Annotated in this window: 16 protein-coding genes and 1 other annotated feature; all 16 genes read left to right on the top strand. The window is 29.7% G+C overall.

All coding sequences use genetic code 11. The annotated features are described in order from the left end of the window. Positions 1 to 18 precede the first annotated feature (18 nt). The 16 genes from ACYUEX_RS09760 (at position 19) to mltG (ending at position 16,113) form a co-directional block, all read left to right on the top strand. Positions 19 to 501 carry a hypothetical protein gene (locus ACYUEX_RS09760; RefSeq protein WP_460287871.1) on the top strand — a complete coding sequence of 161 codons (483 nt, stop codon included), beginning with the start codon at positions 19 to 21 and terminating at the stop codon, positions 499 to 501. Between the two features lie 32 nt (positions 502 to 533). After that, positions 534 to 1,775: a replication-associated recombination protein A gene (locus tag ACYUEX_RS09755; RefSeq protein ID WP_460287869.1), complete on the top strand. Its 1,242-nt coding sequence runs from the start codon at positions 534 to 536 to the stop codon at positions 1,773 to 1,775. Positions 1,776 to 1,878: 103 nt separating this feature from the next. After that, on the top strand, positions 1,879 to 2,331 hold the full coding sequence (locus tag ACYUEX_RS09750) for an RrF2 family transcriptional regulator (RefSeq protein WP_460287867.1): 453 nt from the start codon (positions 1,879 to 1,881) through the stop codon (positions 2,329 to 2,331). A gap of 2 nt (positions 2,332 to 2,333) precedes the next feature. Next, positions 2,334 to 3,533 (top strand): cysteine desulfurase NifS, encoded by a 1,200-nt coding sequence (nifS, locus tag ACYUEX_RS09745; protein WP_411170448.1) that lies wholly within the window; start codon positions 2,334 to 2,336, stop codon positions 3,531 to 3,533. Beyond that, positions 3,517 to 3,948, top strand: coding sequence for a Fe-S cluster assembly scaffold protein NifU (gene nifU / locus ACYUEX_RS09740; RefSeq protein ID WP_460287866.1), 432 nt, complete (start codon positions 3,517 to 3,519; stop codon positions 3,946 to 3,948). The genes nifS and nifU overlap by 17 nt, the downstream gene beginning before the upstream one ends. 10 nt (positions 3,949 to 3,958) lie before the next feature. After that, positions 3,959 to 5,041 carry a tRNA 2-thiouridine(34) synthase MnmA gene (gene mnmA / locus ACYUEX_RS09735; RefSeq protein ID WP_460287864.1) on the top strand — a complete coding sequence of 361 codons (1,083 nt, stop codon included), beginning with the start codon at positions 3,959 to 3,961 and terminating at the stop codon, positions 5,039 to 5,041. 93 nt (positions 5,042 to 5,134) lie between these two features. Then, positions 5,135 to 5,617 carry a PRC-barrel domain-containing protein gene (locus tag ACYUEX_RS09730; RefSeq protein ID WP_411170451.1) on the top strand — a complete coding sequence of 161 codons (483 nt, stop codon included), beginning with the start codon at positions 5,135 to 5,137 and terminating at the stop codon, positions 5,615 to 5,617. Continuing rightward, complete coding sequence (locus ACYUEX_RS09725; RefSeq protein WP_460287862.1) at positions 5,611 to 6,642, top strand: AI-2E family transporter; 1,032 nt, start codon at positions 5,611 to 5,613, stop codon at positions 6,640 to 6,642. Before ACYUEX_RS09730 ends, ACYUEX_RS09725 begins: the two co-directional genes overlap by 7 nt. A 63-nt stretch (positions 6,643 to 6,705) precedes the next feature. Continuing rightward, positions 6,706 to 6,880 (top strand) — a binding site (T-box leader). 52 nt (positions 6,881 to 6,932) lie between these two features. Then, the gene (gene alaS, locus ACYUEX_RS09720) at positions 6,933 to 9,572 is read left to right on the top strand and encodes an alanine--tRNA ligase (RefSeq protein WP_460287860.1); all 2,640 of its coding nucleotides are present in this window, start codon (positions 6,933 to 6,935) and stop codon (positions 9,570 to 9,572) included. A gap of 139 nt (positions 9,573 to 9,711) precedes the next feature. Then, positions 9,712 to 9,969, top strand: a complete 258-nt coding sequence (locus ACYUEX_RS09715) for an IreB family regulatory phosphoprotein (protein ID WP_008678270.1) — start codon at positions 9,712 to 9,714, stop codon at positions 9,967 to 9,969. Between the two features lie 47 nt (positions 9,970 to 10,016). Beyond that, complete coding sequence (ruvX, locus tag ACYUEX_RS09710; RefSeq protein WP_411170454.1) at positions 10,017 to 10,433, top strand: Holliday junction resolvase RuvX; 417 nt, start codon at positions 10,017 to 10,019, stop codon at positions 10,431 to 10,433. Positions 10,434 to 10,510: 77 nt separating this feature from the next. Beyond that, complete coding sequence (locus ACYUEX_RS09705) at positions 10,511 to 10,786, top strand: DUF1292 domain-containing protein (protein WP_411170455.1); 276 nt, start codon at positions 10,511 to 10,513, stop codon at positions 10,784 to 10,786. Between the two features lie 34 nt (positions 10,787 to 10,820). Continuing rightward, complete coding sequence (locus ACYUEX_RS09700) at positions 10,821 to 11,294, top strand: Fur family transcriptional regulator (protein ID WP_460287859.1); 474 nt, start codon at positions 10,821 to 10,823, stop codon at positions 11,292 to 11,294. Positions 11,295 to 11,360: 66 nt separating this feature from the next. Beyond that, complete coding sequence (locus ACYUEX_RS09695; RefSeq protein WP_411170457.1) at positions 11,361 to 13,028, top strand: ribonuclease J; 1,668 nt, start codon at positions 11,361 to 11,363, stop codon at positions 13,026 to 13,028. Positions 13,029 to 13,182: 154 nt separating this feature from the next. Continuing rightward, positions 13,183 to 15,009, top strand: a complete 1,827-nt coding sequence (typA, locus tag ACYUEX_RS09690) for a translational GTPase TypA (RefSeq protein ID WP_460287857.1) — start codon at positions 13,183 to 13,185, stop codon at positions 15,007 to 15,009. A 96-nt stretch (positions 15,010 to 15,105) separates the two neighbouring features. Continuing rightward, the gene (mltG, locus tag ACYUEX_RS09685; protein ID WP_460287856.1) at positions 15,106 to 16,113 is read left to right on the top strand and encodes an endolytic transglycosylase MltG; all 1,008 of its coding nucleotides are present in this window, start codon (positions 15,106 to 15,108) and stop codon (positions 16,111 to 16,113) included. The last annotated feature ends 13 nt before the right edge of the window (positions 16,114 to 16,126 follow it).

The raw sequence follows: 16,126 nt of genomic DNA, 5'->3' as shown, positions 1-16,126 counted from the left end.
TAAAAGTGGAGGAAGTTTATGAAAAAAAGAATTTTAGTAGTTACTTTTTTAATATTTATACAAATACTTATGTTTGGATGTTCTCAGGGTATAAGTAAAGGAAAAGAAAAAGACATAAAAGAAACAATAGATCTAGTTTTATCTTATAAAAATGGATATGATGATACTATGAAAAAGCATATAAGTGAAAAAAACTTTTATGTTTGCAATTATGTAGAATTTTATTCCTTATATATAGGTGAACTAAATCTTGAAAAATATGAAAGCTCAGTTAAAAGTATTAAAGAAGAAAATGGTAAGTATAAGGTTTGTATGATTTTAAATATAAAAGCAAAGGCAGTAGAGATTCATGGTGATGAAAAAGCAAGTGATGAAGCAACAGGAGAAAATATTCCTGTTGAAGTTGTTGTAAAAGAAAAAGATGGGCTATATTTTATAGAAGGGCTTACTGAGTATGAAAACATTGAAAAAGCAGCAGAATTAAATGAAGGATTTAAATAAAGTTAAAGTATTTAAGAAAGTGTGGATATGATATGAAACCATTAGCAGAAATAATGAGACCTAAAAGATTAGAGGATTTTGTAGGTCAAAAAAATATATTGGCTAAAGGAAAACCTTTATATAATTTAATTATAAACAAGATGATTCCTAACTGTATATTATATGGGCCACCAGGAACGGGGAAAACAACTTTAGCTAATATAATGGCTAACTATGTGGATAAAAAATTCTATAAGTTAAATGCAACTACAGCTTCTGTTAAAGATATTCAAGAAATAACTGAAAGCTTAGATAGTTTACTTAATTATAATGGAGTAGTTATTTATATAGATGAGCTTCAGCATTTTAGTAAAAAGCAACAACAAGCTTTGTTAGAGTTTATTGAAAATGGTAGAGTTACATTAATAGCTAGCACTACAGAAAATCCATATTTTGCAATTCATAAGGCTATATTAAGTAGATGCAACATATTTAAATTTGAAGCCTTAAATATAGAAGAAATAACTGAGGGGCTAGAAAAGGCAATAAAGAAGTTAATTAATGAAGATATAGAGGTGGAATATTCATTAGAAGCATTAAAATATATCAGTGAAATTTCTCAAGGAGATTATAGAAAGGCTTACAATATATTAGAACTTGCTATAAATTCTCAACTTAAAAAAGTGAAAAATATTTCTGTAGAATATATAGAAAGCTTAAATCAATCTCATATGAGAGCAGATGCAAGTGGAGATGAGTATTATAATTTGTTAAGTGCTCTTCAGAAAAGTATAAGAGGTAGTGATGCAGATGCAGCTATACACTATTTAGCTAGGCTTATTAAATCAGGAAACTTAACGGCAATAATAAGAAGAATTTCTGTAATAGTAGCTGAGGATGTAGGGCTTGCTCATCCCAATGCATTGACTGTTGTTAATTCAGGTATAGAACTGGCTTTAAAGGTAGGGCTTCCAGAAGCTTCTTTAATATTATCAGAGCTTGTTATATACTTAGCAACATTACCAAAATCAAATAGTACATATTTAGCTATTTCTAATGCAATAAAGGATTTAGAAAATAAAAATATAGGAGATGTACCAAATCACCTAAAGGATTCCCATTATAGTGGAGCAGAGAATCTAGGTGTTGGAGGTTATAAATATCCCCATGATTATGAAAATCATTATATAAAACAACAATATATGCCTGATAACTTAGATAATACAAAATACTATTTTCCTCAAAAAAATAAATATGAAGAAAGTATAAATAAGTACTGGACCAGCATAAAATAGGCTTTATGAGAAGAGTTGGAATTATTGACAATAGTAGAGTGGTTTGATAAGATATAAAAGTAAAGGCTACTAAAATAGTCAACATTAAAAAGGGGGAAGTATAATGAAGCTTTCTACTAAAGGTAGATACGGGGTCAAGGCTATGGTAGACCTTGCAATGCACTACGGAGATGCCCCCGTTTCAATAAAAACAATATCACAAAGACAAAGTATATCAGAATATTATTTGGAGCAATTATTTTCACCACTTAGAAAAGCTAAACTTATAAAGAGCATAAGAGGAGCTCAAGGTGGTTATGTATTAAATAGAACCCCAAAGGATATAACAGTAGCAGATGTAATGGATGTTCTTGAAGGTCCTGTTGAAATTGCAGAATGTATTGAAGGAACAGAGTGTGATAATATTGATTTTTGTGCTACTAGATTGTTATGGGAAAAAATTAAAAATAGTATTGATGAAGTAATGAAAAATATAACACTTCAAGATATAGTTGATGACTATACGAGAATGAAGGATGAAAATCAATCCATTAAGATTGTAAAGAGGAGCGAATAAATATGAGAAATGTTTATATGGATTATGCAGCAACTACATATGTTAAACCAGAAGTTCTAGAAGAAATGATGCCGTATTTCACAGAGAAATATGGAAATCCATCATCTTTTTATGGTATTTCTAGAGAAACTAAAATGGCTATTGATAAAGCTAGAAGTAGAGTTGCAAAAGCTTTGACTTGTGATCCAAATGAAGTTTATTTTACAGGGGGTGGATCAGAAGCAGACAACTGGGCTATTAAGGGAATAGCATCAGCCCATAGAAAAAAAGGAAATCATATTATAACTACTAAGGTTGAGCATCATGCAGTACTTCACACTTGTGAGTATTTAGAAAAAAATGGATTTGAAGTAACATATTTAAATGTTGATGAAGAGGGATTTATAAATTTACAAGAATTAGAAAATGCTATAACTGATAAAACTATATTAGTTTCAATTATGTTTGCAAATAATGAAATTGGAACAATTCAACCTGTTAAAGAAATAGGTGAAATTTGTAGAGGAAGAAAAGTATTATTCCATACAGATGCAGTTCAAGCAATTGGAAATATTCCTGTAGATGTTAAAGAAATGAATATAGATTTATTATCATTAGCAGGACATAAGATTTATGGACCTAAGGGAACGGGTGCACTTTATATAAGAAAAGGTGTAAGAATAGATAATTTAATTCATGGCGGTGGCCAAGAAAGAGCTAGAAGGGCAGGTACTGAAAATACATCTTCAATAGTTGGTCTTGGAAAGGCTATAGAACTTGCAACAGAGAGTTTAGAAGAACATAATAGGAAATTAACTGCACTTAGAGATAAATTAATAGAGGGATTATTAAAGGTGCCTCATACAAGATTAAATGGACCTAAAGGTGATAAAAGATTGCCAGGTAATGCTAATATAACTTTTGAATTTATAGAAGGTGAATCAATACTTCTATCTTTAGATTTTGAAGGGGTATGTGCATCAAGTGGTAGTGCATGTACTTCAGGATCACTTGATCCATCTCACGTGTTATTAGCAATAGGTTTACCTCATGAGTTAGCTCATGGATCTTTAAGATTAACATTAGGTGATGCTTCAACAGAGGAAGATGTAGATTATGTATTAGAAGTTGTTCCACCTATTATAGAAAGACTTAGAAATATGTCTCCATTATGGGAAGACTTTTTAAAGAAGGGAGAAAAATATTATGATGTACAGCGATAAGGTAATGGATCATTTTAGAAATCCAAGAAATGTAGGGGAAATTGAAGATGCAAATGGAGTAGGGGAAGTTGGAAACGCTAAATGTGGAGATATAATGAAGGTTTATTTAAAAATTGAAGAAAATATAGTTAAAGATGTTAAGTTCAAAACATTTGGGTGTGGATCAGCTATTGCTTCATCATCAATGGCAACAGAATTAATTAAAGGAAGGACTGTAGAAGAAGCTTGGGAATTATCCAATAAAGCAGTTGCAGAAGCTTTAGATGGACTTCCACCTGTAAAAATGCATTGCTCAGTATTAGCAGAAGAAGCAATTCATAAGGCAATTAATGATTATAGAAAAAATTCAGGTTTAGAGCTTTGGGATTTTGAAGAGCATGATGATATACATGATCATGTTCACGGTCATGAATAGGTAACAGAGTATGAAAAAGAAAGTTGTTGTAGGTATGAGTGGTGGAGTAGATAGCTCTGTTGCTGCATACCTTTTAAAAGAACAAGGTTACGATGTAATAGGCGTGACAATGAAACATTTTGATGATGAATCTGAAGATTATATTGAAAGAGAAGGTGGATGTTGTTCACTTTCATCAGTAGAAGATGCTAGAAGAGTTGCTGACAAATTAGGAATCCCTTTTTATGTTCTAAATTTTAAGGATTCCTTTAAAGAAAAAGTTATAGATTATTTTGTTCAAGAATACATGGAAGGAAAGACACCAAATCCGTGCATAGCTTGTAATAAACATATAAAGTTTGATGAATTTTTAAGAAGATCTAAAGGTATTGGAGCTGATTATGTAGCTACAGGACATTATGCTAAAATAGAAAAAAATGAATATGGTAGATATTTTTTAATAAAGGCTGATGATGATAAAAAGGATCAAACATATGCTTTATATAACTTTACTCAAGAACAATTAAGTCAAACATTAATGCCTTGTGGAGATTATACTAAAGATAAAATAAGGGAAATAGCTAAAGAAATTGGTCTTGCTGTTCACAATAAAAAAGATAGTGAAGAAATATGTTTTATACCTGATAATAATCATGGTAAGTATATTACACTAGTTAGACCTAATGAAATACAACAAGGGAATTTTGTTGATAAAAATGGTAATGTACTTGGTAAGCATAAGGGGATAGTTTATTATACAATAGGCCAAAGGAAAGGGTTAGGTTTATCTTTAGGTACTCCTGTTTTTGTTACAGATATAAATCCAAGAACTAATGAAGTTGTTATAGGGCCAGAAGAAGATGTGTTTAAGACAGACTTAGTTGCTAAGGATGTTAACTTTATTCCATTTGATACTTTAAATGAAGAAATAAAGGTTTCTTCTAAGGTAAGATATCAAGCAAAACCAGCAGAAGCTACAATTTCACCACTTCCTAATGGTAGAGTTAAAGTTTCTTTTAAAGATAAACAAAGAGCAATTACTAAAGGTCAATCAGTTGTATTTTATGATGGAAATATAGTTGTTGGTGGTGGAATAATAGAAAAAATTCTATAAATAAAATAAAAATTCTCATAGATGATCAATGAGAATTTTTTTTTGTTCTTTGGGGGATAATATAGTTATTGTTTTATAGAAAGGAGATTAACTATGTTAAAGACCAAGGATTTCTATTTGTTAAAGGTTTATAATATAAGGGGGAAGTACTTAGGGATAGTAGATGATATTTATATCGATTTTTACAATGGTGAAATAAAAGGTTTTTTTATATCTAACTACTTTTTATTTAGCAAAAAGAATTTTGTAAAGGTTGATGATATAATTTCTTTAGAAGAAGTTATGATTGTAAAAGAGTTAAGTGAAAAAGAGGGATTATCATTTAAATCAATAAAAGATATTGATATAAAAGATAAAAATAATGTTATGAGAGGGATTTTAGAGGATTTAATTATAGAAAAAAATGATTTTTCTATAAAAGGATTAATAATGAGTTCTGGAATATTTGATAGGATAATAAAGGGTAAGGAAATATTGCTTTTAAAAAATTGTGTATTAGGGGAAGATTTTATTTTATATTATGGTAGTGATGAGGTTAGGCTTCAAAGCTTGCCTCGTAAGAGAAAAACATGCTGAGTTATAAAAAATATAAAAAAGTGATAAATCCAATTTTAATAATCTTATCTTTTATAATAATCCTAATTTTATATATAAAAATAAATACAATAAATAGTATAGTAAATATTGTTTTTATTAGCTTTATTTTAGCTTATGCTCTAAAACCTATGAGAGATAGTATAAGTGAGAAATTTAATATAAGCAAAAAAATATCATCAATTTCAATTATATTAATAATATTATTAAGCTTATGTTTAATTTCATATATAGTAATACCTTCATTAATAAGAGAAAGTTATAATATTGGATACATATTAGATAATATTGATGAATATATTGAAAATTTAGCTTATAAGATGCATTTAAATGATATATCATTTTTTCAAACACTATATTTTAAAATAAGTGAGGAAGTAAATATATTTTTTAGCAATCTCGCTGGCAATTTCCTTGAGAAGTTATTTATGTGTTTTGAAAGTTTAATCTCTCTCGCCATTATACCTATAGTTACATATTATTTTTTAGTAGATGGAGATTTGATTTATAATAAACTTTTATTAATATTACCTACAGAAAAAAGAATAATAACTAAAAAGCTTATTAGTCATATAGATAAAGTTCTAGCGAGATACATAATAAGTCAGTTGTTGTTATCGGGAATAATTGGAGTTTTAACCTTTGCAGTTCTCATGATTATAGGAGTGAAATTTGCCTTAATACTTGGAATCTTTAATGGTGTACTAAATATAATACCTTATTTTGGTCCAATAATTGGTGGAGTTCCAGCTATATTTGTAGCTTTAATTGAATCACCTAATAAGGCTCTGTGGACACTTATTGCTGTGTTTATAATTCAACAAATAGAAGGAAATATATTGTCTCCTAAAATAACTGGAGATAGTACTAATATGCATCCTATAATTATAATGATACTTCTTTTAGTAGGGCAGAAGTTAGGTGGTTTTGTAGGTATGATAGTTGCAGTTCCAATAGGAGTTATAATAAAGGTTATATATGATGATATTAATAATTATTTGTTTTAAATAAAATAATTGACATATTTTAATAAATAAACTATAATTTCATTGAAATATAAGAAAATTTAATATTTAGCGTTGAAAAGAATGAGTAAATATAGTTTATGTATGCAGAGAGGAAGTGGATGCTGAAAACTTCTTACATTATATATTGAAGCTATCTTGGAGCTATATTATCTAAGTGATGTATTTTTTTAATACATAATTAGGGTGGCACCGCGGAATTTATGTTTTCGTCCCTTTTTTAGGGATGGAAACTTTTTTTATTATATAAAGCAAATTTGGAGGTAATAGCTATGAAATTCATGGGAACAAACGAATTAAGAGAAGCTTATTTAAGCTTTTTTGAATCAAAAGATCATTTAAGATTAGAGAGTTTCCCTCTAGTCCCTAAAAATGATAAATCATTATTATTGATAAATGCAGGTATGGCACCACTTAAGCCATATTTTACTGGATTACAAGAGCCACCAAGGAAAAGAATAACAACTTGTCAAAAGTGTATAAGAACAGGTGATATAGAAAACGTAGGTAAAACATCAAGACATGGAACATTTTTCGAAATGCTTGGGAACTTCTCTTTTGGAGATTATTTTAAAGAGGAGATTATTCCTTGGGCTTGGGAGTTTATAACTGAAACTCTTCAAATTCCAAAGGATAAATTATATGTAACTATATATTTAGAAGATGATGAAGCTTTTCATATATGGTGCAAGAAAACAGATGTAGATCCAAAGAGAATATTTAGACTTGGAAAAGATGATAACTTCTGGGAAATAGGAGTAGGACCATGTGGACCTTGTACAGAAATTCACTATGATAGAGGTGAAGGAGTAATTACAAATGCAGATGAATTTGTAAGAGCTAGTGACGAAGATAGAGTAGTTGAGTTTTGGAATCTTGTATTTACTCAATTCGATAGGGATGAAGAAGGAAGTTATAATAAACTTGCAAATCCTAATATAGATACAGGAATGGGGCTTGAAAGAATAGCAACAATAATGCAAGGTGTAGATAATATATTTGAAATAGATACAGTTAAAAATATACTACAAAAAGTATCAGAGCTTTCAAGTGTAAAATATGGAGAAGATAAGCTTAAGGATATTTCTTTAAGAATAATTACAGATCATGTTAAATCTGTAACTATGCTTATTTCTGATGGGGTTCAACCAAGTAATGAAGGTAGAGGATATGTATTGAGAAGACTTTTAAGAAGAGCTGCAAGACATGGAAGACTGCTTGGAATAAAGGATTTATTCTTAACTGAAATAGTTGAATCAGTAGTTGAAAATTATAGCTGTGCTTATCCAATTCTTTTAGAAAATAAAGAATATATAGAAAGAATAGTTTCTTTAGAAGAGGAAAGATTTAATGAAACTATAGATTCTGGAATGAATATTTTAAATAATTATATAGAAGAAATGGAGTCTTCTAACGAAAAAATATTAAAAGGCGAAAAGGCATTTAAGTTATATGATACTTATGGATTCCCTATAGAATTAACAGAAGAAATATTAGAAGAAAAGGGGATGAATGTTGACCACGAAGCATTCAGAAAAGAAATGGATGAGCAAAGACAAAGGGCTAGAAGTGCAAGGGGAGAGTCATCATATATGGGAAATGATGAGAATCCAATAAATAAAATTGATGCTTCTATAAATACAGAGTTTATAGGCTATAGTAATATTGATGAAAAATCAAGCATATTAGTTTTAGCTGATGATAATAATTTTGTAGAAGAATTATCTAATGGAGAAAAAGGGTATATAGTTACTGAAAAAACTCCTTTCTATGCTGAAATGGGTGGTCAAGTAGGAGACAAAGGAACTATAAAGACAGCGTCTGGAGAAGCATATGTTTATGATACAAAGAAAAATGTTGGTGGAAAAACTATTCATTACGTTAAGGTTGTAGATGGTACAATAAAAATTAATGAAGAAGCAAATCTTAAAATAGATATCTTAAGAAGAAATAATATAGCAAAGAACCATACCGCTACACATATGTTACATGAAGCTTTAAAACAAGTTGTAGGAAAGCATGTTAATCAAGCTGGTTCTTATGTGGATGATGAAAGATTAAGATTTGACTTTGCACATTTCCAAGGGTTAACAGAAGAAGAAATAGAAAAAGTTGAAGAATTAGTTAATAAAAAGATAATGGAAGTATTTGCAGTAGATACAAATCTTATGACTTTAGATGAAGCAAGAGAATCAGATGCAATGGCTTTATTTGATGATAAATATGGTGATAAAGTTAGAGTTGTAAGTGTTGGAGAATTCTCAAAAGAACTTTGTGGAGGTACTCACGTTCATAACTCAGGAGAAATTGGATTATTTAAAATAATAGCTGAAATTGGTGTTGCAGCAGGAATAAGAAGAATAGAAGCTGTAACTGGATTAAATGCTATAAAGCATATGGAAGAAAAGCAAAGACTTTTAAAAGAAGCATGTAGTGCATTGAAATGCAATGAAAAAGATGTACTCAAAAAGATAGTTTCACAAGGTGCAGAAATTAAAGAAAAGGAAAAAGAAATTTTAGAACTTAAGAGTAAATTAACATCAGGAATTGAGGATGATATTTTAGCTTCAGTTAAAGATGTAAAGGGAGTTAAGGTTGTAGCTTATGGACTAGAAGGAATAGATGGAAATGCCTTAAGAGACCTAGGGGATAAAATGAGAAGCAAGCTTTCAAGTGGAGTGGTTGTTTTATTAAGTAATGTAAGTGGAAAGGTTAATGTAATATCTATGGCTACAAAGGATGTATTAGAAAAAGGAATCCATTGTGGAAAGATAATTAAAGAAGTTGCAGCAGTTGTTGGCGGAGGCGGTGGAGGAAGACCAGATATGGCTCAAGCTGGTGGTAAGAATCCTGAAAATATTAAATCTGCAATAGAAAAAACATATTCAGTAATAGAATCTTTAGTAAAATAGTGTACTTTTATAATTATATGGAGTATAATTAAATTAAGTAAAATCAGTGAATAGAATTTTAAAAATGTGAAATACTATTACTAGGGATACTATTAACTAAATATAAGTAAGGGGGTGAGCTGCAATTAGCAGCAGTTATATGAATAATAACTTAGATCAAACAATGCAATTTAACTTAAACATCAACAAAGAAGATTTAACAAAATCAATACTAACAGATGTTTACAATGCGTTACAGGAGAAAGGTTATAATCCGATAAACCAGTTGGTTGGATATCTTATTTCAGGGGACCCTTCTTACATTACAAGCTACAACGGAGCAAGAGCTTTACTAAGAAAACTTGAAAGAGATGAAATTCTTGAGGAAGTTATAAAATCTTATTTAGAAATAAAATAAAGAGTGCCCGTTTAATCGGGCACTCTTTAGTGTTTAAGGAGATAAATATGAGGATACTTGGTTTAGATGTTGGATCTAAAACTATAGGTGTTGCTATAAGTGATCCATTAGGATGGACTGCCCAAGGAATCACTACAATAAGAAGAACTAAAAAAGAGCAAGACATAGAAGAAATTAAAAAGTTATGTAAAGAATATTCAGTAGAAACTATAGTTATAGGTTTGCCTAAAAATATGAATGGCACCATAGGAGAATCTGGAGAAAGAGTATTAGAGCTTTCAGAAGTTATAAAAGAATCTACTGGAATAAAAGTTGAGATGTGGGATGAAAGATTAACTACAGTAGCTGCACATAAAGCTATGCTAGAGGCTGATTTATCAAGAGGGAAAAGGAAGAAAATAGTTGATAAAATAGCTGCTACGTACATATTGCAAGGGTACTTAGATAGACTTAGTATGAAATAATATTTGATTCCCAATTGAAAATTATTATTGACAACCTATAATCTAAAAATTACAATTATAAAAAGGAGAGAAATTTAATGGATAAAGATTTAAAACAATTGGAATTATATGATGAGGATGGAAATTTAGTAAAGTTAAATGTTGTTGCATTTTTTGATATGGTAAACCCTGATACAGAAGAAAAGAGTGAATATGTCATAGTATATGATAATGATTATACTGAGGATGATATATTTGCATTAAGGGTAGGAGTAGATGAAGATGGAGATGATCTTTTAATACCTATAGATGATGAAGTTGAATTAGCGGCAGTTCAAGAAGCTTATGATACTATTTTTGCCGATGAAGAATAAAAGCTAACTAGAAATAAAGAAAGGGGTGTTGTCTGTGGAACAATCAAATAGTATAGATTTTAATGTTCTAAAAGAAGATTTAAAACAAAAAGGGTATAAGTTAACTCCTCAAAGAAGAGCTATAGTTGATACTATTATAGATAAAGAAGGAGAGCATTTAACTGCAGAAGAAATTTATGATGAAGTTAAAAGAAGTTGTCCGGAAATTGGTTTAGCTACTGTATATAGAACGATTATTTTATTAGAAGAATTAGGGGTTATATGCAAACTAGACTTAAATGATGGTTGTAGCAGATATGAATTGGTTCGCAAGGATGAAGGTCATAGACATCATCACTTAGTTTGTAATGAATGCAAGGGTGTTATAGAAGTTCAAGATGATCTTTTAGATGAGCTTGAAGAAGAAGTTGAGAGATCATATGGATTCAAAATTTTAGATCATAGTGTTAAATTCTTTGGTGTTTGTAGAAAATGCCAAAAAGAGATGAATTATAAGCAGGATAAATAAAGGAGCTCCTCTCTAAGGAGATGACAACCTTTGTAATACATATTTTAAGAAGAAGGAGGGGACATATTGAAAAACGAAAAGGCAAAAGTTAAGATTATTCCTTTAGGTGGGATAAATGAAATAGGTAAAAATATAACTGTAATTGAGTATAAAAATGATATAGTAGTTATAGATTGTGGCCTAAAATTCCCAGAAGAAGATATGTTCGGTATTGATTTAGTAATACCAGATGTTAATTATTTATTAAAAAACAAAGATAAAGTAAGAGGAATATTTTTAACTCACGGACATGAGGACCATATAGGAGCATTACCATATGTTTTAAAACAATTAAATGTACCTGTATATGGAACAAAGTTAACACTTGGAATTGTTGAAACAAAGCTTAAGGAGCATGGATTGTTAAGTTCAACAGAACTAATAAGAGTAAAGCCAAGAGATGTAATTAAATTAAACTCCGTATCAGTGGAGTTTATAAAAACTAATCACTCCATTGCAGATTCAGTAGCAATAGCAATACACACTCCACTTGGAGTAGTTCTACACACAGGAGATTTCAAAATAGACTACACCCCAATAGATGGAGAACCAATGGATTTTGCAAGATTTGCTGAGATTGGTAGAAAAGGAGTTTTAGCTATGATGGCTGATTCAACTAATGTTGAAAAGCCGGGCTACACTATGTCTGAAAAAGTAGTAGGTGAAAGTTTTGCAAGACTATTTTCAAAGGCAAAGGGGAGAGTAATAGTTGCTACTTTTGCATCTAATGTTCATAGAATACAGCAAATAATTGATGCTGCGAGTATGTATGGAAGAAAAGTTGCAGTTTCAGGAAGAAGTATGGAAAATATAGTTGCAGTAGCAGCAGAGCTTGGATATTTGGAGTTTGAAAAAGATGTTCTAGTAAGCATAGATCAAATTAATAAATATAATAATAATCAAGTTGTTATTATTACTACAGGAAGTCAAGGGGAACCAATGTCAGCCCTGACAAGAATGGCAAATTCAGAGCATAGAAAAGTAAATATAGTTGAAGGAGATACTGTAATAATTTCAGCAACACCTATACCTGGAAATGAAAAGTTAGTTTCAAAGGTTATAAATCAATTATTCCAAAAAGGTGCTGAAGTTATATATAAATCTTTAGCAGAAATTCATGTATCTGGGCATGCATGTCAAGAAGAACTAAAGTTAATGCAATCTTTAGTAAGACCTAAATTTTTCATACCTATTCATGGTGAATATAGACATTTAAAACAACATGGAGAATTAGCTATATCATTAGGTATGCCAGAAAACAATGTCCTTATACCAGAAAATGGTGGAGTTATAGAAGTAAACAGAAGTAGTATAAGAAAAAATGGTTCAGTTATTTCAGGGCAAATTTTTGTTGATGGATTAGGTGTTGGAGATGTTGGAAACATAGTTCTAAGAGATAGAAAACACTTATCTCAAGATGGAATATTAACTGTTGTAGTAACTTTATCAAGAGAAAATAATTCAGTTATTGCAGGTCCAGATATAATATCTAGGGGATTTGTTTATGTTAGGGAATCAGAAGGATTAATGGACGAGGCTAAAGAAATAGTTAAGAATGCACTAAGGGAATGTGAGGAAAATAACATAACTGATTGGGCAAGCTTAAAGTCTAAAGTAAGAGATGAGCTTAGAAGTTACCTTTATGAAAAAACAAAAAGAAAGCCTATGATATTACCAATAATCATGGAAATATAATCTGTGATATTGACATTTTAGAATAATAATCTTAGAATATATTATAGTCTAAAATAAATTTTTATTTAAAATTGGATACCAGTGTATCCAATTTTATTTTGGGAAAAATAAGTTATAGGTTTACATTATAAAAATATATACTGGAGGAAATCAAATGAAATTAATAAGTAGAGATGATATAAGAAATATAGCTATAATAGCTCACGTTGACCATGGTAAAACTACATTGGTGGATGCATTATTAAAAGAAAGCCATGTTTTTAGAAGCAACGAAAAAGTAGAAGAAAGAGTTATGGATTCAAATGACTTAGAAAAGGAAAGAGGAATTACAATTCTTTCAAAAAACACAGCTATTATGTATAATGGAGTAAAAATAAATGTAGTAGATACTCCAGGACATGCTGATTTTGGTGGCGAAGTTGAACGTGTACTTAAAATGGTTGATTCTGTTTTATTAGTAGTTGACTCTTATGAAGGACCAATGCCGCAAACTAAATTCGTTTTAAAGAAGGCATTAGAACTAGGGTTACAACCTATAGTTGTTATAAATAAAATAGACAAACCAAATGCAAGACCAGAAGAAGTAATTGATGAAGTATTCGAATTATTCTTAGAACTTGGTGCAGATGATGAACAATTGGATTTCCAAATAATATATGCATCAGCAAGAGAGGGATTTGCAAGATATAATGTTGAAGATACAAATACTGATATGGTTCCATTATTTGAAACTATATTAGAAAACGTAGAAGCACCAAAGGGATATATAGACGGCCCATTCCAAATGTTAGTTACTACTTTAGATACAAACGAATATGTAGGTAGAATAGCAATTGGTAAAATACATAGAGGAATTGTTAAAAAGAATCAACAAGTTGCATTAGTAAGAAAAGATGGAACTACATCAAATTATAAAGTTTCAAGTATATTTACTTATAACGGATTAAATAGAGAAGATGCTCAAGAAGCTTCACTTGGAGATATAATAGCATTAAGTGGTATTCCAGATTGTAATATAGGTGAAACTATTGCAGATGCTCAAGAACCTGAAGCATTACCATTCGTTGAAATAGATGAGCCTACATTAAGTATGAACTTTATGGTTAATGATTCTCCTTTTGCCGGTAGAGAAGGTGAATTCGTAACTTCAAGACATTTAAGAGATAGATTATTAAAAGAATTAGAAACAAATGTAAGTTTAAGAGTTAATGAAATATCTTCAGATTGCTTCGAAGTTTCAGGAAGAGGGGAACTACACTTATCAATTCTTATTGAAACAATGAGAAGAGAAGGTTATGAGTTCCAAGTTTCGAAAGCAAATGTTATCTTCAAAGAAGAAAATGGTAAAAAACTAGAACCAATGGAATATTTAACTGTAGATGTACCAGAAGAATTTATGGGACCAGTTATGGAAAAGCTTGGACCAAGAAAGGCTGAAATGGTTAATATGACTTCAGCTGTTAATGGTTATACAAGACTTGAATTCATAGTACCTGCAAGAGGATTAATTGGATTTAGAAATGAATTTATGACAGATACAAAAGGTAATGGAATAATGAACCATGTATTCCATGGTTATGATAGCTATAAAGGAGAACTTCCAGGAAGAAGTAGAGGTTCAATATGTTCATTTGAAGATGGAGATGCAATATCATATGGATTATTCAATGCTCAAGAAAGAGGTATATTATTTATAAATGCTGGAATACCAGTATATCAAGGTATGATAGTTGGAGAATGTTCTAGAGCTGAAGATATAGATATTAATATATGTAAAGGAAAGAAATTAACTAATACTAGAGCATCAGGATCAGATGATGCAGTTAAATTAATACCTCCAAGACAAATGACATTAGAGCAATGTCTTGAGTTTATAAATTCAGATGAATTAGTTGAAGTTACACCAGAAAGCATAAGAATGAGAAAAAGAGTTTTAGATTCAGCAGAAAGAAGAAGAATAACAAGTAGAAATAGAAAATAATAAATGAAATAAAATGTCTTTATAAGTTGAAAAAAAAGTATTATAATAAAGTGAATAGCCTATAATGGCTATTTACTTTATATATAGGGGGTTTTTATGAGAAGCTTTAAGTCAAAAATGATTCCCATAATAATCATTTTAATATTAACAATAAGTTCTTTTGTTTTATTTAAAAGAATAATAAACAAACCTTTTAATACATCTGAAGATATAGTTATAAATGTGCAAGAAGGGGATAGTTTTTATAGTATAATAGATTCATTATCTAAGGAAAATCAAATTAAAGGTGTACCGATTATTAAATTATATGTTAAACTTTCAGGTAAAAACATAGATGTTAAGCCAGGTGAATATGTTTTACGTAATGATTTAAGTGTTAATGAATTAATAAATACATTAACTAGTGATTCTACACTAGATGTAGTTAAATTTACAGTACCTGAAGGATACACAATTGATGATATAGCTGAAAAGCTAGAAAAAGAAGGAATTTGTAGCAAAGATGATTTCATTAGAGCTGTAAAAGAGTATGAACCACCATCATTTGTGAAGATAAATAGTGAAAAGAGATATAATTTAGAAGGATATTTATTTCCAGATACATATTTAATAAAAGTTGGAGAAACACCTAGAGAAATAATTAGTAAAATGGTTTTTAGATTTAAGGAAGTCCTACAGGGAGCTCTTAAGGAAACAAATATGACAGTTAAAGATGAGGATATAGAAACTGTTGTAAATATAGCTTCTATGATAGAAAAAGAGGCAAGGATAGATAGTGAAAGACCTTTAATTTCATCAGTTATAATTAATAGATTAAATGATGATAAGATGCTTCAAATAGATGCTACAGTTATTTATGCTTTAGGAGAACATGTAAATACTGTTTTAGATAAACATTTAGAAATAGATTCTCCATATAATACATATAAAAACTATGGTTTACCTATAGGTCCTATATCTAATCCAGGTTTAGAATCAATTAAGGCCGCATTAAAACCAGAGAAGACTGATTATTTATTTTATGTACTTCAAGATGATAAAACTCATTATTTTACTAATAGTGATGTTGACTTTATGAATAAATTAAAGGAACTTGGATATTAATAACAAACTTACT

The organism is Clostridium sp. CTA-7 (assembly GCF_054768095.1).
Note: the sequence above shows the minus strand (reverse complement) of the source record. Positions and strands in the feature narration are given on the sequence as shown.